The following is a 20,418-nucleotide window of genomic DNA, read 5'->3' as shown; positions in this document are numbered from 1 at the left end:
TATGTCTGTATTAGTATTTGTAGAAGGTCTTAACGGAGAGATCAAAAAGTCCTCGTTAGAGGCAGCATCTTACGGAAGCCAGGTGGCACAGCAGTTAGGCACTTCTGCCACAGCCGTTGCAATTGGTGAGGTACACGAAGAGGCACTTACTAAATTAGGTGAGCAGGGTATTAGCAAAGTATTGTATGATGCAGACGATCGCCTGAAGCAGTTTGTAGCTGACGCTTATGTTAAGGTTATTGCCAAAGCTGCCCAGCAGGAGAATGCAGCCGTTCTGGTATTCTCCAACTCCAACATTGGGGCTGCAGTGGGAGCTAAGTTGGCAGTGCGCCTGAATGGCTCGCTGGCAACTAACGTTACTTCTCTTCCTAAAACAGATGGTGGTTCTTTCACTGTTACACGTGGGGTATTCTCAGGCAAAGCTTTTGCTGATGTGGCCCTTACTTCTGATGTGAAAATCATCGCTGTTAAGAAAAACGCCTACGACATTACCAGCAATGCAGGTAGCACAGCTACAGTAGAGAAAATTTCCGCTGATCTGGCCGACACTGATTTTGCCGCAGCTCCCAAGGAGACGGTAATGCAGGATACAGACGGTGGTGTATTGCTACCGGAAGCAGAAATTGTGGTTTCTGGCGGCCGTGGTCTGAAGGGACCGGAGAACTGGCACCTGGTTGAGGATCTGGCGAAAGCCCTGGGTGCTGCCACTGCCTGCTCCAAGCCTGTTTCTGATATGGATTGGAGACCTCACCACGAGCACGTTGGGCAGACAGGAATCACGGTAAGCCCTAACCTGTACATTGCTATCGGTATCTCTGGAGCTATCCAGCACCTTGCTGGGGTTAACTCTTCTAAAGTGATTGTCGTTATTAATAAGGATCCTGAAGCGCCGTTCTTTAAAGCCGCTGATTACGGTATAGTTGGCGATGCGTTTGAGGTTGTTCCTAAATTAATTGAAGCTGCTAGAGCTTTAGACAAATAGACTTTAGAAGAAAGATACTGTGGATAAAATTCAGTTAGAGATACTCGGACTCTCCTCAAGCCAGTCTCAGACGGGCTCTTTTGCCCTTGTGTTGGGGGAGAGAGAGGGAAACAGAAGACTGCCTATCATTATTGGTATGTTCGAGGCGCAGTCCATTGCTATTCAGATCGAGAAAATAAATCCTAACCGCCCCCTCACGCACGACTTATTTAAGTCTTTTGCTGAGGAGTTGGATGTGCGTGTAACAGAGATACTGATCTCTGATCTGAAGGAAGGTGTGTTCTATTCCAAAATTGTGTGCACCAACGGCACCAAAGAGTTTGAGTTAGATGCCCGTCCATCAGATGCCATCGCCATTGGCCTTCGCTTCGGTGTGCCTATTTACACCGTAGAGAGTGTTCTATCGGAGGCTGGTATTATTCTGAGCGATCTGGAAGAGGAGGAGGATGAAAATGAAGAGATGACTGTAAAGAGCAGCTCTTCCTCAACTAGCTCTGGCACCAAGGAGTCGTTGAGCCAAACCTCAGTGGATGAGCTGAACAAAATGCTGAACGAAGCCCTCGAAAAGGAGGATTACGAGAAGGCAGCCAAGATAAGAGATGAGTTGAATAAGCGAAACTGATTTAACTTAAGTATAAGATTCAGAAGGTTCGGAGCCGTGTGGTTTCGAACCTTTTTGTTTTACCAGATATTAGACTTAATTTTGGCCGATTTTGTCTTTCAACCAACAATAATGTTCGATATTCTAAGGGGTGTTGGCGGCCTGTTATTACTAGTAGGCATAGCTATCATTTTTTCCAAAAAAAGAAAAGCCATAGACTGGAAACTAGTCGGTTTTGGCCTCTTTCTTCAGATTCTTTTTGGTGTGCTTGTAACGCAGGTGCCCCTAGTGGCAGATGGCTTTGCCTTTGTCAGCAGACTTTTTGTAAAGCTGCTCAGCTTCTCCCAGTCCGGTGCTGAATTTTTGTTTGGTAACCTGGCGAATCCTGCTAATAATGGCGGTCTTGGCTTTATTTTCGCCTTTTCTGTATTACCTACCATCATCTTCTTTTCTACAGTATCAGCTGGTTTATACTACCTGGGCGTGCTTCAGAAACTAGTATTCGGAATAGCATGGGTAATGTCTAAAGGTATGCGATTGTCGGGTGCCGAAAGTTTATCGGCTGCTGGTAACATCTTTCTGGGGCAAACGGAGGCGCCACTGCTGGTACGGCCATTTATCTCCCGTATGACCAGGTCTGAACTTATGTGTTTGATGACAGGAGGTATGGCAACACTGGCTGGAGGTGTATTGGCGGCCTATGTCGCTTTCTTGGGAGGGGATGACCCGAACCAGCAGGCTATATTTGCGGCTCACTTGCTCACAGCTTCCATCATGAACGCTCCTGCGGGTATAGTGCTTGCTAAAATACTGGTACCTGAAACAGAGCCAGAGAAGATCAATACAGAGCTGGAGGTAAACGAAGAGCAGCTGGGGGTAAACCTTGTAGATGCGCTTAGCCGTGGTGCAGCAGATGGTCTTAAACTAGCTGCTAATGTGGGTGGAATGTTGCTTGCCTTTATTGCAGTTATTGCATTGCTTAACTATGTACTTATAAAAATTGGTGGTTTAACCGGCTTGAATGACTTTGTTGTTGCCAGTACCAATGGTCAGTTTAACGGCTTTTCATTCCAATATATCCTTGGCCAGATCTTCAGAATTTTTGCCTTCATCATGGGTGTTCCATGGCAGGATACACTGCAGGTTGGTAGCTTACTTGGGCAGAAAACAGCTGTAAATGAGTTCGTGGCTTACCTGGATTTGGCTAATATGAAAGCGGCCGGCTCACTAAGCGAAAAATCACTGATCATGTCAACCTATGCGCTCTGTGGTTTCTCTAACTTCAGCTCTATTGCCATCCAAATTGGAGGTATCGGTAGTATGGCACCAAACCAGCAAGGCAACTTGTCAAAACTGGGATTCCTGGCACTTCTTGGGGCTTCGCTTGCCTGTATGATGACAGCCACTGTAGCTGGCATGCTGTACGGAATTTAAGTTGTAACTGCCTTGCTTCATAGAGGCTGGCGGATTTTGAAATATTATAACATAAAAGCGCCCTCTGCTGTACAGCAGAGGGCGCTTTTATGTTATAAAGTAGGCTATAAAGCTATCTGGTAGGCTGGACACCCTTGCCTTGTTCCTCCTCTTCCTCCTCTTCTTCCTCTTCTTCCTCCACTTTTTTGGCGTCGCGCATCAGGCGGTTAGCAAAAATAAACTCATTTAGTTCCTGCACATTCGAGTCCAGTATCGTGTCCCGGGAACCTTCCCATAACTTCTTACCCTGGTATAAGAACATGATTTTTTCGCCGATTTCAATCACCGAGTTCATGTCATGTGTAACAACAATAGTCGTGATATTATATTCTTCGGTAATTTCAGCTATCAGTGCATCAATTTTGATGGCTGTTAAAGGATCCAGGCCGGAGTTTGGCTCATCGCAGAAAAGATAAGTACAGTTCGGAGCTATGGCACGGGCTATACCCACCCTTTTTTTCATACCACCACTTAGTTCAGAAGGCATCTTCTTATTGGCATTCTCCAGCCCCACACGCTGCAGGCAAAAGTTTACTCTATCCATGCGTTCATCCTTAGGCATGTGAGAGAGCATCTTTAACGGAAACTCCACGTTCTGCTCTACAGTCATGGAGTCAAAAAGGGCCGAGCTCTGAAACAGCATGCCGATCTTGCGCCGGATTTCTTGCCGGATATCCAACTTATTATTGGTAAAGTATGTGCCGTCGAAGGTTACGCTGCCAATATCCGGCTTCACCAAACCTACGATGCACTTTAGCAAAACACTTTTACCGGTACCACTGGCGCCAAGCAGCAGGTTAGTCTTACCCGTCTCGAATACGCCACTAATACCATCCAATACTTTTTTGCCGTTAAAGCTCTTATGTATGTTATGTATCTCAATCATGTATACTGTTCAATACGGTAAAATAAAGCTCTGGCTCACTTGTTCATATAAAAGGTGCTAGAGCAGGAGCTGAGCACAAATAAAGTCAGCTATAAGCACGGCTATCACACTGTTGGTTACGGCTGCAGTACTTGCTGCACCTACCTCTAATGCTCCTCCGGAGGTAAAATATCCTCTAAAAGAGGAGATAGAAGAGATGAGTAAAGCAAAAACCAGCGATTTGATCAGAGCAAACACAATGTTATACGGTACAAAGTCTCCCCGTATACCTGTGATGTATTCCTGAGCAGTAATCTCGCCTGTTAGCGTACCAGCCACATAGCCGCCGGTTATACTCAGGAACATCGAGATAATCACCAGCATGGGGAACACGAACAGTGCTGCTAATATTTTAGGGAGCACTAGGTAAGAAGCTGAGTTTATACCCATTACCTCCAGCGCATCTACCTGTTCAGTGATCTGCATGGTACCCAAACCACCGGCTATACTTGAGCCGACTTTGCCTGCCAACACTATGGAGGTAATGGTGGGGGCTAGTTCCAGAATTGTCATCTCGCGCACCATATAACCAATGGTGGAACGTGGAATAAGGGCGTTAACTAAGTTATAGGACGTTTGCACACAAGTTACAGCACCAATAAAAGTGGAAACGATAGCGACAATAAAAATGGAGTTGATGCCGATCAGCATCGCCTCATCCATGGTTCTTTTGAAAACAATTTTTGGCGATTCCCCCCGGGCGACAAGGCTCTTCATAAAGAGAAGGTACTTTCCGAAATTCTGCAACATATGGCGGTGCTGAGGTTTTGAAAACAGGGTAATTTAAGTGTATATAAGCAAAAATACTGTTAATTACCTATATTACGGCTAAAATTGGAAAACATATAAAACTGAAGATACCATGCACCAATATATTTTGGTTACAGGAGGGACGAAAGGCATTGGGCGTGCCGTTATAGAGCAGTTTGCCAAAGAGGGCTTTCACATTATCACCTGTTCCAGAAACGAGAAGGACCTTCAAAAGTTGAAGCTGGAGATCGAGCAGAATTATACTTTCTCTAAAGTTTTCTACCACGAAGCTGATTTAAGTGACCGCGATTCGCAGAAGCGCTTTGTAAAGTATGTGCAGAGCCTGAATGTGCAGGTTGATGTGCTGGTGAATAACAGTGGCCTGTTTATACCTGGTAAGATAACGGAGGAGGACGATGAGGCGCTGCCGTTTATGATTAATACCAACCTGTACAGCGCCTACTACATGACCAAGGCCGTTGTGCCGGGTATGATTAGCCGCCGCTCCGGCCATATATTTAATATGTGCTCTACAGCAAGTATAACGGCTTATACAAATGGCGGCTCTTACTGTATCTCCAAGTTCGCGATTTATGGTATGAGCAAAGTACTGCGCGAAGAACTAAAGGAGCATAATGTACGGGTAACGGCTGTACTTCCGGGAGCCACTCACACGGCAAGCTGGGAAGGGATAGACCTGCCGCCAGAGCGTTTTATGAAGTCAGATGATGTGGCAATGGCTATCTGGGGTGCATACAATCTGTCACTGAACAGCGTGGTGGAGGAAATCCTGATCAGGCCTCAGCTGGGAGACTTGTAAGTTAGAGACTTAGAATGTGAAAGAGTTAAACAGGTTTGCATGGCAAGCCATTTAGCTCTCATTCACATAATCACCGTTCAAATTTAATCTGCAAAAACTATGGAATTAGAAGGAAAATTGGCCGTGGTGACTGGCGTGAGCAAAGGCATAGGTTTGGCAACAGTAGAGGCACTGCTTAACAAAGGTTCTATAGTTGCCGGCTGGGGAAGAACAGCACCAGACCTGAAGCATGAGCATTTTCATTTTTTTGAATGTGATGTGCGTTATAATGAGTCGGTGCAGCGTGCTTTTGACCAAACCATATCGCAGCTTGGTACGCATGTGCAGGTGCTGGTTAACAATGCAGGATTAGGTATTGCCGGTTTATTGGAAGACATGAGCCTGGAGGACTGGCACACCATGTTTGAAACGAATGTGAATGGTATCTTCTACTGCACACGTTTGATAGTGCCTGGGATGAAAGAACTGGGAGAGGGGCACATCATTAACATCTCTTCAATTGCAGGCACTACAGGCGTTGAGCAGATGTCTGGCTACTGCGGAACTAAGCATGCTGTACGGGGTATTTCGCACTCACTGTACAAAGAAGTGCGCGACTATGGTGTAAAGGTAACCTGTATCTATCCTGGTTCGGTACAAACAAACTTCTTTGACAACATTGAAAGTATTACGGTAAGCGATAACATGATGCGCCCGGAAGATATTGCGTCTACCATACTTCATGCGATTGAGTCTCACCCGAACTACCACCATGTAGATATAGAGGTTAGGCCTTTGATGCCAAAAGGCAGACGACAGAAGTAAAGCAAGTTTTTGGTCTGATGCTTGCTTATACCAGGGCACTTGGGATGGCCATGTCTTAAATTACCTTATCAATACGCTTTCCTGAATTTGGAAGTATTAATTTTGCACTGGCTGGTAGGCATACTACCTTCCGAGTTTAATAGAGAAAAAGGCTACTACGTTGTCTGTTGAAGTAAAGAATCTAACAAAAATTTACAGGGCACAGCGAGCTGTGGATGATATTTCGTTCACAGTAGAGCAGGGGCAGATACTGGGTTTTCTGGGACCAAATGGTGCCGGTAAGTCTACTACCATGAAGATAGCAACCTGCTACTTACCACCTTCTGCAGGCACCGTACTGGTGGCAGGACATGATGTGGTGCAGGACCCTATTGCTGTACGCCGCAACGTAGGCTACCTGCCAGAGCACAACCCGCTTTACCTGGACATGTACGTGCATGAGTACCTGCAATTTGTTGCCTCTGTCTATGGCCTTAAAGGTAAAGTAGGCAAAGCGCGTGTGCAGGAAATGGTGGAGCTTTGCGGACTCACCTTGGAGCAGGGTAAAAAGATAGGTGCCTTGTCGAAGGGTTACCGACAAAGAGTAGGCTTAGCCCAGGCGCTGGTGCACGACCCTCAAGTGCTTATACTTGACGAGCCTACTACTGGCTTGGATCCCAACCAGATCGTTGAGATACGCTCGCTCATTAAGCAGATAGGACAGAACAAAACAGTTATTTTCTCTACGCACATCATGCAGGAGGTAGCGGCTATCTGCGACCGAGTGGTTATTATTAACCGCGGCAAACTAGTTGCAAACAGCGATGTAGCCAGCTTGCAGGCTGCAGGCAAAAACGAGAAGATCACACTGGTGGAGTTTGAAGGCCCGGTGGAGGTGAACGTTTTGCAAAGTATACCTGGTGTGCAGCGGGTAGAGTTGGCACAGGGGCATACGTACCGCATAATTTCCAGCAAAGAGGCTGATGTGCGCTCCAATGTATTCCGAATAGCAGCTGAGCGTAACTGGCCTTTAGTCGGGCTGCGGCAGGAGGAAAGCTCTCTGGAGCAAATTTTTCAGCAACTCACAAAAGCAAAATAGGAGCTACAGATTAAACACACGACGGTTTAAATTAGCCCTTACTTATAACTCAGCATTCAGATTTAAAGAAATAGATGCTCGCAATCTTAAAGAAAGAATTTAATGGCTTCCTTAACTCGTTGATCGCGTACATCGTGATTTCCGTTTTTCTGGTGGCCATTGGCATGTTTATGTGGATATTCCCCGAGAGCAGTGTGCTGGAATACGGATTTGCAGACATGCAAACCCTGTTCAGCATGGCTCCATGGGTGTTCCTGTTCCTGATACCTGCTATTACCATGCGCACCTTCGCAGAGGAGAAACGGGAGGGGACAATAGAACTGCTGCTAACAAAACCCATTACTGATTTGCAGCTGATACTCGGGAAGTATTTTGCTGCATTGCTGCTGGCACTGTTCGCTTTGTTGCCAACCTTACTATACTATTACGCTGTGTATGATCTAGGTAATCCCCAAGGAAACGTAGATTCCGCTGCAGTAGTAGGTTCTTATCTTGGCCTAATCTTCTTGGCTGGTGTTTTCTGTGCCATTGGTGTCTTCTCCTCGGCTATTTCTGATAACCAGATTATATCTTTCGTGATCGCCGTTTTCCTTTGCTATATTATTTACACCGGATTTGACCTTATCGCCTCTATACCTGTATGGGGCAGCTTCAGTTACTATATCGGTCAGCTAGGCATTTCTTATCATTATACCGCCATCAGCAAGGGCCTTATTGATTCACGTGACGTGTTGTACTTCCTGAGCGTTATCGCCATTATGGTCTTAGCCACTAAACTTGTTTTGAGGAGCAGAAAATGGTAACGGAGCAAAATAAGAGCAAACGCGGCCGCGACATTATGATGTTCCTGGCCTTGGTGGGTGGTATTATACTATTAAACGTTTTAGCCGCTAACTACTTTTTCCGGCTGGACCTTACGGAAGATAAGCGCTATACCATTGCCCCTGTTACGAAGCAGATGCTGGGCAATCTGCAGAGCGAGGTTGTGGTGGATGTGTATCTGGAAGGTGATTTTCCTGCTGGTTTTAAACGGCTGCAGCAATCCGTGCGCGAAACGCTGGACGAGTTCCGTATATATGCTGGTGGCAATTTGCGCTATAACTTTATCGACCCAACCGAAATTACCGATGAGCAGCAGCGCAATGAGTTCTATACTTCGCTTGCTCAAAAAGGGATTATGCCTACTAACCTACGTGCTACCGAGGATGGTAAGCAAGTGGAGCGCCTGGTGTTCCCGGGAGCAATTATCCGCTATAACGGTAAGGAAGCAGCAGTAAACCTGTTGAAAGGTAACCTGGCAGCTTCGCCTGATGAGCGCTTGAACCAATCGGTAGAGGGAGTGGAGTATGAATTGGCTACTGCCATTCGTAAAATAGCCTTCCAGGGCAATAAGATTATTGGTTATATAACTGGCCAAGGCGAGCTGGAGCAGCAGCAGGTAACAGACCTGCTAGGGTCTTTGCAGGAGTATTACCGCGTCGCGCGTGGGGAACTGGATCAGATTCCCTCTCTGGAAGGATTAGACCTGATCATTGTTGCCAAGCCGACACAGGCTTTTTCTGAGGCTGATAAGTATAAGATCGACCAGTTTATCATGAAAGGTGGCAAAGCTGTGTTCTTTATCGATCCTATCAATGCCAACATGGATAGTGTAGGGGCAGGAGGCACGTTTGCCATGCCTTACAACCTGAACCTGGATGACCTGCTGTTCCGCTACGGAGTGCGCTTGAACCCTAACCTGATTATGGACCTGAACTCTGGTTTTATACCGATGGTTACAGGCTACCTGGGTGATAAGCCTCAGACAGAAATGGTGAATTGGCGCTTCTACCCTTTGCTTAACAATTTTAGCAAACATCCTATTACGCGTAACCTGGATGCTGTCTATTCTAAGTTTATCAGCACCATGGATACGGTAAAAGCCGATGGTGTAAGAAAGACACCTCTGGTTTATACTTCGACCTATTCACGCATAATGGATGCGCCGGTGCCACTAACGCTGGAGGAGGCGCGTATGGAGGTAAACCCGCAGCAGTACCAGGCAGGGCAGCAGCCAGTGGGATATTTACTTGAAGGAAAGTTCACCTCCTTGTTCCGGAACAGGAAAGCACCGGCTGGCGTGCAGAATACGCAGGTGCAAGAGCAGGGGGGGGAATCTAAAATTGCCGTGTTCTCTGATGGAGATTTAGTGCGCAATGAGGTGAATCCACGTACCGGACAAGCCTATGAATTAGGTTTCGACAGGTATAATAACCTCACTTTTGCCAATAAGGAACTAGCTATAAATACTATTCACTACCTCTTGGATGCAGAAGGGTTGATAAACGTAAGAAGTAAGGAAATTGCGCTGCGCCCGCTTGATAAGGTGCGAGTCAGAGAAGAGAAAACCTATTGGCAATTGTTGAATCTTGTAGCTCCGATAGTACTGCTTGGCCTGTTTGGCATTACCCGTTATTACCTGCGGAAGCGCAAGTATGAGCGGTTTTAAAATTATCTGTCTATAACACAGGCTGCCACGAAAAAGGACTTACAAAAGGCCTAGGAGAAAAACTAAATATTTTTAACTTTGCCTTAATAACATTATAGGTATACATAATGAAATTCATCGTCTCTTCCTCTGCTCTTCTGAAGCAGCTATCCAGCATAAATGGTGTGGTCACCAATAACCCGGTGGTACCTATCCTTGAGAACTTCCTGTTCGAGATAAACAACAGCAAGCTCACCATCACAGCCAGCGATCTTGAAACATCCATGATCACTGAATTGCCGGTGGAGGCAAAGGAGAATGGCCGTATTGCCGCTCCTGCCAAAATCCTGTTGGAAACGCTGAAGAACCTGCCGGATCAGCCCGTTACCTTCACAATCGACGAAGAGACGTATACCATTGAAATCAGCTCTTCTAACGGTCGATATAAGCTGTCTGGTGAGAATGCGACTGACTTCCCTCGTGTGCCAGTGGTACAGGGTGGCAATGCCATCGAGATCCCGTCTAATGTATTGTCCAGAGCGATAAACAAAACTATCTTTGCTGTTAGCAACGATGAGCTTCGCCCAGCCATGACTGGTATTTTTGTGCAACTGCGCAGCGAAAGCGTTACGTTTGTAGCTACAGATGGCCACCGTCTGCTGCGTTACCGTCGTACGGATGTAGGAACGGACCAGGAGGCTTCTATCATTATACCTCGCAAGGCTTTCACCCTGTTAAAGTCTACGCTGCCATCAGAGGCGACTGCTGTACGTATGGAGTTCAACCAGTCGAACGCTTTCTTCAGCTTTGATAACATCCGCATGATCTGCCGTTTGATTGACGAGCGTTATCCGGATTATGAGAACGTGATTCCGGTGCAGAACCCGAACAAGCTGGTAATTGACCGCACAGACCTACTGAGCTCTGTGAAGCGTATCTCCATCTACTCAAACAAAACAACACACCAGATCCGTCTGAAGCTGTCAGGATCTGAGTTGCAGGTTTCTGCTGAGGACCTTGATTTCTCGAATGAAGCAAATGAGCGCCTGACTTGCCAGTATGAAGGTGAGGATATGGAAATTGGTTTCAACGCTAAGTTCCTGATGGAGATGCTCAACAACATCGATTCTGATGAGATTACTTTTGAGCTTTCTACACCGAACCGTGCTGGTTTGCTGATGCCAATTGTTAACGAAGAAGCCGAAGATGTACTGATGCTGGTAATGCCAGTAATGCTGAACAACTACGTTTAAAATTTATACTTATTGATTCAGAAAAGGCGAACCGCAATGGTCCGCCTTTTCTGTTTCTGCTTATCTGTAAGAGGTTTATCAAGCTCGTTACTGTATAGAGCCTATTTAACCCTTCTCACTTGAATATATACCGGGAAGTGATCTGAATAGCCACCAGAGTATAGGTTGCCATTAAAAGTGCTACGAGGAGCCTCCTTATACTTGCCTAGCGTAAACTTTATGTTTACAGGGTCATGTATTTTAGCAGAGCCTCTTACATACTCCAGGCCGCTCTGTGGGTCAATAAATGATTTGGATATCATGATCTGGTCGAGCATCTGAAAGTCACCCCTGCTGACGTAGCTACCTAAGCCATTAACATAGGAAAGATAATGCGTGTTAAACAACTCTTCCTTGAAGGCGGGATTAGGTCGACCGGTGGCATTCAGTGTCTTTTGCATCACATCTGATCGTGGCTCAGTGTCAAAGTCTCCCATTACAATCACTTTAGCATTAGGGTCTATCTTTTGCTGTTTATTTATCTCCTGCCGAAGGGCTGCAGCGGCGGCATGTAAACGGCTGTCATCCTGGCGGCCTCTTCGGGTAGGTGTACGGGCAGGCCAGTGATTTACGTATATTGTTACCAACTCACCACGCAGTTCGCCTTTTACCTGCAGTATATCACGCGATCTGAATCCTTTTTCTTTGAAGTCTATGCTGATATACTGTGTAGAGGTAGGTTTGAACACCTTTGGTTTGTAAAATAGTGCTACATCCAGTCCTTGCCTGTCATTCATGTCCTGGTGTATAATGTTATAGCCATGCTTGCGCAATGGCACAGTGTCTAAAAGGTCTTGCAGTACCTGCCTGTTTTCAATTTCGCAAAGCCCTATTATGGCTGGTCCATTATCACCACCGATTCCGGCTATCACACTTGCAATATTATTTAGCTTTAGCTTATACTTTTCCTCTGTCCACTGCATTTCCCCGTCTGGGGTAAAGGCGTCATCATCAGTTTTAGGATCATTTTTGGTGTCAAAAAACTTCTCTGTGTTGTAAAAAGCGAGTGTGTAGAGCTTTCCTTTTTGTGAGGACATAGGTAGCCTGGAACAGCCGCTAAGGGTGAGAATGGTAAAAAAGAGTAAGAGGGTTTTAAATCCGTGGCGCATCGCGTAACTTTGTGCTATCATAGTAAGATAACCATATTACGAGAACACTATACTAGAAAGTTTAATATTGAGCTCATGAAGAAATCAGAAATATACTTTAGCATAGCCCTGGATGACAATCGCATTCCTGAAGCCATTAGCTGGCGAGCAACAGATGCAGGTGACAAAATCCATTTCGCGAAAGCCATCAATATCTCGCTTTGGGATCGTGATGAGGCTGGTACCATGAAGATTGACCTTTGGACAAAGGATATGCCGGTAGACGAAATGAAGTACTTTTACATTGATACTATGGGTGCTATGGCCCAAAGTATAGCTACCGCTACCAGCGACCTGGTAATGGCCGATAAGATTCGCGCTTTGTGCCAGGAGCTAACCGACCACGTGGAGCAGGACCGCCTGAAGAACGATACCGGTGCTAAATAACACCTTAAGTAAGTAGGAAAACAGCAGAGCCGCTCTCTGTATGAGAGCGGCTCTGCTGTTTATATAATAAAATATCAAATCTTAATTTACACTTGCTGATGCATTATTAGTACTAGCATTTTCAGCAACGGCTATACCTTCATTGCTTCGGTTAAGAAGACTAGCCATGTATTTCTTGTCTTCTTCGCTATATGTTTTTCTATCGCCGAAGTATTCGTTATACTGAACAGTGCTCAGAACGTCTTCCAGAAACTTATCGCGTTCTGCATATACGCGTTTGCTAAGCTCATCTATTTTAGCCTGATTACCGGCATACTGCATTTCAATAGCTGTAATCTCTTCGGCTACATGCAGGTTTATTTCTCTTAATTTCTTGGACTGGAAGTTGTTCAGACGCAGCTGTTTGATCATCTGATCTGACATATGCTGCGCACGTGCTGTTACTACTGACTTAGAAGACTTACCTCCGCTAGCCTTTGTAGAAAACACACAGCCAAACATCACACATATCATTACCAATAGCTTTTTCATAATCTTATCCTTCCTTTTTTTTCTATAGTTTTTATTATCGCTTCTTTTTACTTACAACGAGTAGTCTTGTTCAAAGATTCCTCTGTCTGCAAGTATTTTTTTATACTATATATGGTGCAGATACCATGCCAAAAAGCCCATTTAAGTCTTCTTAAATGGGCTTTTTGGCATGGTATCTTAAGCTATATTTACCACTCATTCATCCACATCATAGACTCCACTGGAGTTATGGTGCGGTGGTTATATTTTGCGTTTAGCTTCTTATTGTAATAGTTCTCGATGCCGCCTTTTACTTCAAAGTAGATAAGCTGGCCTATAGGCATACCATAGTATACACGCACCTTCTGTGATACAGATATCTCCAGCGTCCAGGTGTTACAGAAACCTACATCGCCTTTGCCTGCAGTTGCATGAATATCGATACCTAAGCGGCCAACACTTGACTTACCCTCCAGGAAAGGTACGTGAGCGTGGGTCTCGGTGTACTCCAGGGTTACACCCAGGTATAGATTCCCTGGTTCCAGCACGAATCCTTCCTCTGGTATCTCAAAAACATCTATTTCGTTGTGTTTGCGGGCGTCCAGCACCTCATCCTTATAACGAGCCAGGTAACGGCCCAAGTGTACGTCATAGGAGTTTGTACCGAGGCATGAGCGGTCAAATGGCTCAACCAGTATAGTGCCTTTCTCAATCTCCTCAAGTATCTGCTTGTCTGATAAAATCATGTTGGTGGGTATTTTGGAATGTAAAAGTAAGGAGAAGCGCTGTATGTATCAACTTAATAATGCAAAAGCGGCAGCACCTTTTATAAGTGCTGCCGCCTTAACTATTTTCTGTGGGCTGAGCTTAAGCCTTTATTGCTTCCTGTAGGGCCTCAAAGTTTGCCTGCACGTACTGCTCTGCCAGCTCCTCAGTAATAGCTGCAGAAACAAACAGCGCCTCATACTGTGATGGTGCCAGATACACACCTCGCTGAAGCATTGCGTTAAAGTAGCGGCCAAACAAGGCCGTATCAGAGGTTTTGGCAGACTCAAAATCGTAAACAGGCTTATCTGTAAAGAAAATGCTGAACATAGAGCCTACATGGTTGATAGTATAGTTAAGCCCCAGTTTTTCCAGGTTCTGCTGCATACCTGCTACCATTTTGCCGGTTATTTGCTCCAGCTGTGTATATACTTCAGGGTTCTCTTTTAGGTAAGTGAGCATGGCCATACCGGCTGCCATAGCAATCGGGTTACCAGAGAGTGTGCCAGCCTGATAAACCGGACCTGCAGGAGCAACATATTCCATGATCTCTTTTTTACCACCATAGGCTCCAACCGGCATACCGCCGCCAATGATCTTACCTAATGTGCTCATATCTGGTGTAACGCCGTAAAGCTGCTGTGCACCACCTGCAGACAGTCTGAAGCCTGTCATCACCTCGTCAAATATCAGCACTATACCTTCTCTATTGCAAATGTCGCGCAAGCCTTGCAGGAAGCCTTCAGCAGGGGTAACTAATCCCATGTTACCAGCTACGGGCTCCAGTATGATAGCAGCTACCTGGCCCTTGTTGGCGTCTACCAGCGTCTGCACTGCTTCCAGGTTATTATATGGGGCAGTAAGCGTATCATTGGCTGTGCCTTTGGTTACACCAGGGCTATCCGGAACACCAAGTGTAATCGCACCACTACCTGCCGAAATCAGGAAAGAGTCTCCGTGGCCATGGTAGCACCCTTCAAACTTAATAATCTTGTCTCTGCCTGTATAGCCGCGTGCCACACGAATGGCTGACATGGTAGCCTCTGTACCTGAGTTTACCATACGCACCTTCTCTATACTTGGCACCATACTCACGATCAGCTCGGCTATCTCAATCTCCTTGCGTGTTGGAGCTCCAAAAGACAACGAGTTGGGAATAGCTTGCTGCACTGCCTCGTTTACTACTTCTGCGGCATGACCTAATATCATGGGTCCCCAGGAGTTAATCAGGTCGATGTAGCGGTTGCCGTCTTCGTCGAACATGTATGGTCCTTTGGCCGAAGCCATGAACCGAGGGTTACCTCCAACCGCTCTAAAGGCTCTAACAGGGGAGTTTACACCGCCTGGGATGCTGTTTTGTGCGCGTTGAAATAGCTCGTTGCTTACTGGTGCTTTTATCATAAGTATAAATAGTCTTGTGTGATGTCTCTTAAAAAATTGGGTTAACTACAGTCAACTCCAGGTTTTCCAGTTTAGTGATGGGAACATACTGGTTGTCTGGCTGTAGCTGGTTTCGCAGGCTGCGGTCTGTATAGCCAATGCCGTTATAGAATACTCCCGGCTGAACTCCGGTTACAGCCATCTGGCCATTAAACTGTGGTCCATACTGGTTCAGAAGCTGCCCGAAATAGAAGAGCATTTCAAAACCGGCATAAGCGTATTGAGAAGGAGGGAGGTTGTACCTCTTGGTGTACTGTTCGCGGAACCACTTATTCGCAGGCTTCAGCTTATCAACAAACTTTGGGCTTATAAAATACACTTGCAGGAAGTCCAGCTGCTGTAAGGTAATTTGATTTATGTCTAGCCACTTATCGTAGGTAACAAGAGGAAGCTCAGGAGCCTTACCCTGCAGCAGGCTAGTGGAGTTCATGGCGGCAATCATTTTATCTGAGAAAACGGCCATATGTCCAGCTCCCTCCAGGTTCAGATCCCGGAAAGTGGTTGCCGTAGCAGATGCTTGCCCTGGATTAAACTTCTTGTAAACATTTACTTTGCCCCCAAGGCGCTGGAACTGTTGACGGTAGTGGTAAGCAAAAGTGGTGTCATCTTTCGCGTTCTCGAAAAGTATAACAGCGGTTTTAGGAGAGAAGTTTTGATAAGCATACGTTGCCGCCTGACGGGCCTGCGTTGCCACCGATGACTCAAACAGGAAAACATTGTTATTTCCCCTTGCCATTTCAGCATCCTGCGACAGCGGGTTAATAACATTGATGTTGTTTTTGGCTGCGTAGCGAGCTGCTACTCTGGCTGTAGATTTGTATACAGGTCCAATAAGTAAGTCCATAGTCTGCATCTCTGGTAGCTCCAGCACCTTTTTTACCCCTGCAGTATCAGCACCCGTGTCGTAAGTATACAGGTTGATGTTAATTCCCTGCTTCTGGAGCGAGTCCTGCGCAAGCAGCATGCCTGCGTACATGTCTGTTACGAACTGGTTTTTACGGGCAGTCTGTGCGTAATTCTGGTTAAGCTGAAAGGGTAGGAGTAAGGCTACGTCAAAGCCTGGCCTGCTAAGGGCGCTCTTGCTTAGGTAACGGTTAGGGTCCAGCTTAAACTCCTGCACCAATTTTTCCAAAGTTCTGCGGTCCTCGGGCCGGTACCAGCCGCCAATCAGTTTATCAGCATAAACCTGCGCAACTGTTCTGTCGGAGCCGAAGCGCCGCATCAGTTGCTCATATTTTGGCCTGTCGTTTAACCTGGTTAGGTAATATCGCTGCAAGCCTTCTGCGTCCTTTGCCAGTGCTGTGCCCTGCAACTCCTGAAGTTTGCTAAGGGCGCGCTCATATTCGCCTTGCTCAAACAACACATTGGCCAAAAGGTAATCTGCATCGGCCATACCCTCCCAATTGGAGTGCTGGTTTTGCAGCTGCAGGAGCATTTTATAAGCCTCCTCTGTCTTACCGCTCTTCAAGGCTGCCAGCCCATAGAAATAAGAAGCCTCAGGTGCATAGGTGCTACCCGAGTTTATGAGCGGAGACAACTCTGCCATCGCCATGTCATAGCGCTGCTGCTGTAGCAGAACTTTGCCATTGCTATAAGTAGTGGCAGGATCCTGTGTTTGTGCCTGAGCAGGCAGTGCCAATGAGCCTAGCAAAGCAAGGCAAGCAATTTTCTTCCAGAGGCTTCTATTCATGCGTAAGCTTATTTACGGACAAAAGACAAAGGACAAAAGACTTCTTTTGTTATTAGAAAGTCTTTTATCCTTTGTCTCCTTATACATTTATCTAAATTTTATTCCCACTCAATAGTGGCCGGTGGCTTAGAGCTGATATCGTATACAACGCGGTTAACACCTTTAACTTTATTGATGATTTCGTTGGACACGTCGGCCAGAAACTCATACGGAAGGCGGCTCCAGTCGGCTGTCATGCCATCTATACTTGTTACTGCACGCAACGCTACTACGTTTTCATAGGTGCGCTCGTCGCCCATCACACCAACTGACTGTACTGGAGTAAGTATTGCCCCTGCCTGCCACACTTCGTCATACAGACCTGATTTTTTCAGGTTGCTGATAAAGATGTGGTCTACCTGCTGTAGTACACTTACTTTCTCTGGTGTAATATCACCAAGTATACGAATAGCCAGGCCTGGTCCCGGGAATGGATGGCGACCAATTATGGTTTCATCTATATTTAAGGTCTTACCTACTAAACGTACCTCGTCTTTAAATAGTGTTTTAAGCGGCTCTACTACCTTCAGCTTCATAAAGTCAGGCAGGCCACCTACGTTGTGGTGCGATTTGATGGTAGCCGATGGGCCTTTCACGCTTACCGACTCGATTACGTCTGGGTAGATGGTGCCTTGCGCAAGCCACTTCACATCCTCTATCTGATGCGCTTCGTCATCAAATACCTCAATAAACACCCGGCCAATAGCTTTGCGTTTTTGCTCAGGGTCTGTTAAGCCTGCAAGTGCCTCATAAAATTTAGCTTTTGCATCAACTCCCTTAACGTTCAAGCCCATGTGCTTGTAAGAGTCCAGTACTGTTTCGAACTCATCTTTGCGAAGTAAACCGTTGTCTACAAAAATGCAGTAAAGGTTCTTGCCGATTGCCTGGTGGATCAGCATTGCCGCTACACTGGAATCTACCCCGCCTGATAGGCCAAGTACTACTTTATCATCACCTATTTGCTCCTGCAGCTCTGCTACAGTGGCATCAATAAACTGTTCCGAAGTCCAGTCCTGCACACAGCCGCAGATGTGCACCACAAAGTTGCGCAGTAGGGCTTTACCTTCGTCAGAGTGTGTTACTTCCGGGTGGAACTGAATACCGTATGTATCCTGGTCTTTCAGTTTATAGGCTGCTACACGAACGCTGTCGGTGCTGGCAATAACCTCGAAGTTATCTGGAATCTCTTTTATCGTGTCGCCATGCGACATCCACACCACAGAACCCAAAGTAAGCTCCTTCAGCAGGCGATCATGGTTATGCAATTCGCTCAGGCGAGCGCGGCCATACTCCCTGATAGTAGATGGAGTAACGTCTGCACCATGTTCAAAGGCAATAAGCTGTGCTCCGTAGCACACGCCAAGAACAGGTAGTTTACCTAAAAATTGGCTGAGGTCGATGGTTGGGTGTTTGGCATCACGTACCGAGCAGGGACTGCCCGATAGAATTACGCCTTTTACATCTTCTGTAAGCTCCGGTACGTGGTTGTACGGGTGTATCTCACAGTAAACATTGAGTTCGCGAACCCTTCTGGCAATAAGCTGAGTGTATTGCGAACCGAAATCGAGGATGAGAATTTTTTCTGGCATGCGCAAAATTAAGGCACTTTTATAGTTTATGCTAATTCTTTGTAGTGGAATTTGCTACTAAGGAGATTCTGGCAGTCAGTAGGAGTAGGGAGCACAAAACAGTGGCCTCGAAAAATGTATTTATTCATCCTCCAGAGCCTTTATTGTAAAATGGTAATGCTTTAATGCTATTTTGATGGTGCAACATGCTAAAGATGAGGGCGTATACGCTCAGGCTATGTACTAAACAAACCATGTATAAAGAGGAACTTAACATCTGGAACTGGGAACGGATATTAATTGGAGATGCACCCCCAGAGTTTTTGCTCGAGACATTGCTTCGCACCATCATTGTTTACCTGTTTCTGATTTTCATACTACGCCTTTTGGGCAAGCGCATGAATGCCCAACTAAGCCTAACAGAGATGGCCGTTATGATAACACTTGGTGCTATTGTGGCGCCAGCCATGCAGATACCAGCCAGAGGGATATTGCCTACCATCATTATACTATGCTGTATTTTGCTCTTTCAACGGGGACTCGGGCAACTGTCGTTTAAGAACCGAAAAGCGGAGGTCTTAGCACAGGGTGATGTAAGCCTTATGGTGAAGGATGGCGTAATGCAGGTGGAGGAAATGGAGAAATCGCGCATTTCTAAACCTCAACTCTTCGGTGCGCTTCGAACACATCAGATTAAGCATCTAGGCGAGGTAAAAAGAGCTTATCTTGAGTCTGGGGGCTTCTTTAGTGTTTTCAAGGCTGAGAAAGCACAGCCTGGCCTGGCCATTGTGCCAAAAAAAGATTACCGACTCCATGAGCCTATCAATCAAAAGGCAAACAGCCTTGTGTGTAACAATTGCGGCTATTTAGTGCCAGAGCATAATGGACAGATAAATGGTATGACTTGCAGGGAATGTGAGCATCAGGAGTGGGCGCAACCTTTAGTTTAATCAAATGAAACCGGAAGATATTCAGATAACAGACTGGCTAAGGATACTACTAGGGGATGTGCCGTGGAGCTTCCTGATAGAAGTCATAATCAGGATCACATGTATATTTTTAATCCTGATGTTTTCGATGCGGGCTATGGGCAAGCGTATGGCAGCTCAGTTAACACGCAACGAAATGGCTGCATTAGTTACTTTAGCTGCGGCCATAGGAGTGCCGATGGCGGATCCTAACCGCGGCTTGGTTCCCATTCTTATTATTGCGGGTGTTGTGATAGGGGTGCAGCGCTTAGTTTCTGGCAAAGCTGTTCATAGCTCCAGTTTTGAAAGCATTGTATTAGATGATATCGACATAGTAGTAAAAGACGGAAGCTTGTGCTTGGACCGGATGATGCGGACTAATCTTACCAGAGAACGTCTTTTCGCCGAGTTAAGAAGCAAGCAGATTGGCAATTTGGGGAACGTTGAAAGAGTTTATATGGAAGCAAATGGTTCATTTACGATCTATAGGTACAACGAGCCTAAGCCAGGTCTTTCCATCATTCCCCGATGGGATGATTTTTTTGATGAACAGAGCTTTGTAAGGGGAGCTTTTGCCTGTTGCAGTTGCGGAGACGTAATGCATTCGGAAAAAGAACCAAAGCTACAGTGCGTGAGGTGCGGCAGCAACAGTTGGGACCAGGCGGTATGTGCTTAAACATGAGTGTAGTAGTTGCTATTAGAAAATTTTTA

Annotated in this window: 20 protein-coding genes; 12 read left to right on the top strand and 8 right to left on the bottom strand. The window is 46.0% G+C overall.

The annotated features are described in order from the left end of the window. Window position 1: 1 nt before the first annotated feature. The 3 genes from PKOR_RS19705 (at window position 2) to PKOR_RS19695 (ending at window position 3,017) form a co-directional block, all read left to right on the top strand. Window positions 2-982, top strand: coding sequence for an electron transfer flavoprotein subunit alpha/FixB family protein (locus PKOR_RS19705; RefSeq protein WP_046312957.1), 981 nt, complete (start codon window positions 2-4; stop codon window positions 980-982). A gap of 19 nt (window positions 983-1,001) precedes the next feature. After that, on the top strand, window positions 1,002-1,604 hold the full coding sequence (locus PKOR_RS19700) for a bifunctional nuclease family protein (RefSeq protein ID WP_046312956.1): 603 nt from the start codon (window positions 1,002-1,004) through the stop codon (window positions 1,602-1,604). A 111-nt stretch (window positions 1,605-1,715) separates the two neighbouring features. Next, complete coding sequence (locus PKOR_RS19695) at window positions 1,716-3,017, top strand: NupC/NupG family nucleoside CNT transporter (RefSeq protein ID WP_046312955.1); 1,302 nt, start codon at window positions 1,716-1,718, stop codon at window positions 3,015-3,017. Window positions 3,018-3,129: 112 nt separating this feature from the next. On the opposite strand, the gene PKOR_RS19690 is transcribed toward PKOR_RS19695, so the two are convergent. Beyond that, entirely contained in the window at window positions 3,130-3,942 is an 813-nt protein-coding gene (locus tag PKOR_RS19690) for an ABC transporter ATP-binding protein (protein ID WP_046312954.1), read from the bottom strand. Window positions 3,943-3,999: 57 nt separating this feature from the next. Then, the gene (locus PKOR_RS19685) at window positions 4,000-4,731 is read right to left on the bottom strand and encodes an MlaE family ABC transporter permease (protein ID WP_046312953.1); all 732 of its coding nucleotides are present in this window, start codon (window positions 4,729-4,731) and stop codon (window positions 4,000-4,002) included. Between the two features lie 112 nt (window positions 4,732-4,843). Between PKOR_RS19685 and PKOR_RS19680 the strand changes: the two genes are divergently transcribed. From PKOR_RS19680 to dnaN, 6 genes are all read left to right on the top strand, one after another. Continuing rightward, window positions 4,844-5,551, top strand: a complete 708-nt coding sequence (locus PKOR_RS19680; protein WP_046312952.1) for an SDR family oxidoreductase — start codon at window positions 4,844-4,846, stop codon at window positions 5,549-5,551. 99 nt (window positions 5,552-5,650) lie between these two features. Continuing rightward, window positions 5,651-6,355, top strand: coding sequence for an SDR family oxidoreductase (locus PKOR_RS19675; RefSeq protein ID WP_046312950.1), 705 nt, complete (start codon window positions 5,651-5,653; stop codon window positions 6,353-6,355). Between the two features lie 160 nt (window positions 6,356-6,515). Beyond that, entirely contained in the window at window positions 6,516-7,433 is a 918-nt protein-coding gene (gldA, locus tag PKOR_RS19670) for a gliding motility-associated ABC transporter ATP-binding subunit GldA (protein ID WP_046312949.1), read from the top strand. A 74-nt stretch (window positions 7,434-7,507) separates the two neighbouring features. Continuing rightward, window positions 7,508-8,236, top strand: a complete 729-nt coding sequence (gene gldF, locus PKOR_RS19665) for a gliding motility-associated ABC transporter permease subunit GldF (RefSeq protein ID WP_046312947.1) — start codon at window positions 7,508-7,510, stop codon at window positions 8,234-8,236. Then, window positions 8,230-9,921, top strand: a complete 1,692-nt coding sequence (gene gldG / locus PKOR_RS19660) for a gliding motility-associated ABC transporter substrate-binding protein GldG (RefSeq protein WP_046312946.1) — start codon at window positions 8,230-8,232, stop codon at window positions 9,919-9,921. Before gldF ends, gldG begins: the two co-directional genes overlap by 7 nt. Window positions 9,922-10,028: 107 nt before the next feature. Continuing rightward, window positions 10,029-11,153 carry a DNA polymerase III subunit beta gene (gene dnaN, locus PKOR_RS19655; RefSeq protein ID WP_046312944.1) on the top strand — a complete coding sequence of 375 codons (1,125 nt, stop codon included), beginning with the start codon at window positions 10,029-10,031 and terminating at the stop codon, window positions 11,151-11,153. A 101-nt stretch (window positions 11,154-11,254) separates the two neighbouring features. On the opposite strand, the gene PKOR_RS19650 is transcribed toward dnaN, so the two are convergent. Then, on the bottom strand, window positions 11,255-12,229 hold the full coding sequence (locus tag PKOR_RS19650) for an endonuclease/exonuclease/phosphatase family protein (protein ID WP_046312943.1): 975 nt from the start codon (window positions 12,227-12,229) through the stop codon (window positions 11,255-11,257). Between the two features lie 147 nt (window positions 12,230-12,376). On the opposite strand from PKOR_RS19650, the gene gldC reads away from it, so the two are divergent. Beyond that, on the top strand, window positions 12,377-12,727 hold the full coding sequence (gldC, locus tag PKOR_RS19645; RefSeq protein WP_046312942.1) for a gliding motility protein GldC: 351 nt from the start codon (window positions 12,377-12,379) through the stop codon (window positions 12,725-12,727). Between the two features lie 81 nt (window positions 12,728-12,808). Here the strand turns inward: gldC and PKOR_RS19640 are convergent, their stop codons facing one another. The 5 genes from PKOR_RS19640 to guaA form a co-directional block, all read right to left on the bottom strand. After that, window positions 12,809-13,258, bottom strand: a complete 450-nt coding sequence (locus PKOR_RS19640; RefSeq protein WP_046312940.1) for a hypothetical protein — start codon at window positions 13,256-13,258, stop codon at window positions 12,809-12,811. Between the two features lie 188 nt (window positions 13,259-13,446). After that, window positions 13,447-13,983: a dCTP deaminase gene (gene dcd / locus PKOR_RS19635; RefSeq protein WP_046312938.1), complete on the bottom strand. Its 537-nt coding sequence runs from the start codon at window positions 13,981-13,983 to the stop codon at window positions 13,447-13,449. 121 nt (window positions 13,984-14,104) lie between these two features. Beyond that, the gene (gene hemL, locus PKOR_RS19630) at window positions 14,105-15,403 is read right to left on the bottom strand and encodes a glutamate-1-semialdehyde 2,1-aminomutase (protein WP_046312937.1); all 1,299 of its coding nucleotides are present in this window, start codon (window positions 15,401-15,403) and stop codon (window positions 14,105-14,107) included. Between the two features lie 28 nt (window positions 15,404-15,431). Further along, window positions 15,432-17,132 carry an ABC transporter substrate-binding protein gene (locus PKOR_RS19625; protein WP_046312935.1) on the bottom strand — a complete coding sequence of 567 codons (1,701 nt, stop codon included), beginning with the start codon at window positions 17,130-17,132 and terminating at the stop codon, window positions 15,432-15,434. A 98-nt stretch (window positions 17,133-17,230) separates the two neighbouring features. Next, on the bottom strand, window positions 17,231-18,760 hold the full coding sequence (gene guaA, locus PKOR_RS19620; RefSeq protein WP_046312933.1) for a glutamine-hydrolyzing GMP synthase: 1,530 nt from the start codon (window positions 18,758-18,760) through the stop codon (window positions 17,231-17,233). Between the two features lie 233 nt (window positions 18,761-18,993). On the opposite strand from guaA, the gene PKOR_RS19615 reads away from it, so the two are divergent. Then, window positions 18,994-19,689, top strand: coding sequence for a DUF421 domain-containing protein (locus PKOR_RS19615; RefSeq protein WP_046314678.1), 696 nt, complete (start codon window positions 18,994-18,996; stop codon window positions 19,687-19,689). 4 nt (window positions 19,690-19,693) lie between these two features. Continuing rightward, window positions 19,694-20,383: a DUF421 domain-containing protein gene (locus PKOR_RS19610; protein ID WP_046312932.1), complete on the top strand. Its 690-nt coding sequence runs from the start codon at window positions 19,694-19,696 to the stop codon at window positions 20,381-20,383. The last annotated feature ends 35 nt before the right edge of the window (window positions 20,384-20,418 follow it).

This window comes from Pontibacter korlensis (assembly GCF_000973725.1).
GTDB classification, from domain to species: Bacteria; Bacteroidota; Bacteroidia; order Cytophagales; family Hymenobacteraceae; genus Pontibacter; species Pontibacter korlensis.
Note: the sequence above shows the minus strand (reverse complement) of the source record. Positions and strands in the feature narration are given on the sequence as shown.

Bases quoted from the DNA above. Each gene is read 5' to 3' on its own strand.
- PKOR_RS19680 (WP_046312952.1), top strand. From the start codon at position 4,844: ATGCACCAATATATTTTGGTTACAGGAGGGACGAAAGGCATTGGGCGT.
- PKOR_RS19650 (WP_046312943.1), bottom strand. From the start codon at position 12,229: ATGTCCTCACAAAAAGGAAAGCTCTACACACTCGCTTTTTACAACACA.
- PKOR_RS19625 (WP_046312935.1), bottom strand. From the start codon at position 17,132: ATGAATAGAAGCCTCTGGAAGAAAATTGCTTGCCTTGCTTTGCTAGGC.
- hemL (WP_046312937.1), bottom strand. From the start codon at position 15,403: ATGATAAAAGCACCAGTAAGCAACGAGCTATTTCAACGCGCACAAAAC.
- PKOR_RS19615 (WP_046314678.1), top strand. From the start codon at position 18,994: ATGTATAAAGAGGAACTTAACATCTGGAACTGGGAACGGATATTAATT.
- dnaN (WP_046312944.1), top strand. From the start codon at position 10,029: ATGAAATTCATCGTCTCTTCCTCTGCTCTTCTGAAGCAGCTATCCAGC.
- PKOR_RS19610 (WP_046312932.1), top strand. From the start codon at position 19,694: ATGAAACCGGAAGATATTCAGATAACAGACTGGCTAAGGATACTACTA.
- gldC (WP_046312942.1), top strand. From the start codon at position 12,377: ATGAAGAAATCAGAAATATACTTTAGCATAGCCCTGGATGACAATCGC.
- gldG (WP_046312946.1), top strand. From the start codon at position 8,230: ATGGTAACGGAGCAAAATAAGAGCAAACGCGGCCGCGACATTATGATG.
- PKOR_RS19685 (WP_046312953.1), bottom strand. From the start codon at position 4,731: ATGTTGCAGAATTTCGGAAAGTACCTTCTCTTTATGAAGAGCCTTGTC.
- PKOR_RS19695 (WP_046312955.1), top strand. From the start codon at position 1,716: ATGTTCGATATTCTAAGGGGTGTTGGCGGCCTGTTATTACTAGTAGGC.
- dcd (WP_046312938.1), bottom strand. From the start codon at position 13,983: ATGATTTTATCAGACAAGCAGATACTTGAGGAGATTGAGAAAGGCACT.
- PKOR_RS19705 (WP_046312957.1), top strand. From the start codon at position 2: ATGTCTGTATTAGTATTTGTAGAAGGTCTTAACGGAGAGATCAAAAAG.
- PKOR_RS19675 (WP_046312950.1), top strand. From the start codon at position 5,651: ATGGAATTAGAAGGAAAATTGGCCGTGGTGACTGGCGTGAGCAAAGGC.
- guaA (WP_046312933.1), bottom strand. From the start codon at position 18,760: ATGCCAGAAAAAATTCTCATCCTCGATTTCGGTTCGCAATACACTCAG.
- PKOR_RS19640 (WP_046312940.1), bottom strand. From the start codon at position 13,258: ATGAAAAAGCTATTGGTAATGATATGTGTGATGTTTGGCTGTGTGTTT.
- gldF (WP_046312947.1), top strand. From the start codon at position 7,508: ATGCTCGCAATCTTAAAGAAAGAATTTAATGGCTTCCTTAACTCGTTG.
- PKOR_RS19690 (WP_046312954.1), bottom strand. From the start codon at position 3,942: ATGATTGAGATACATAACATACATAAGAGCTTTAACGGCAAAAAAGTA.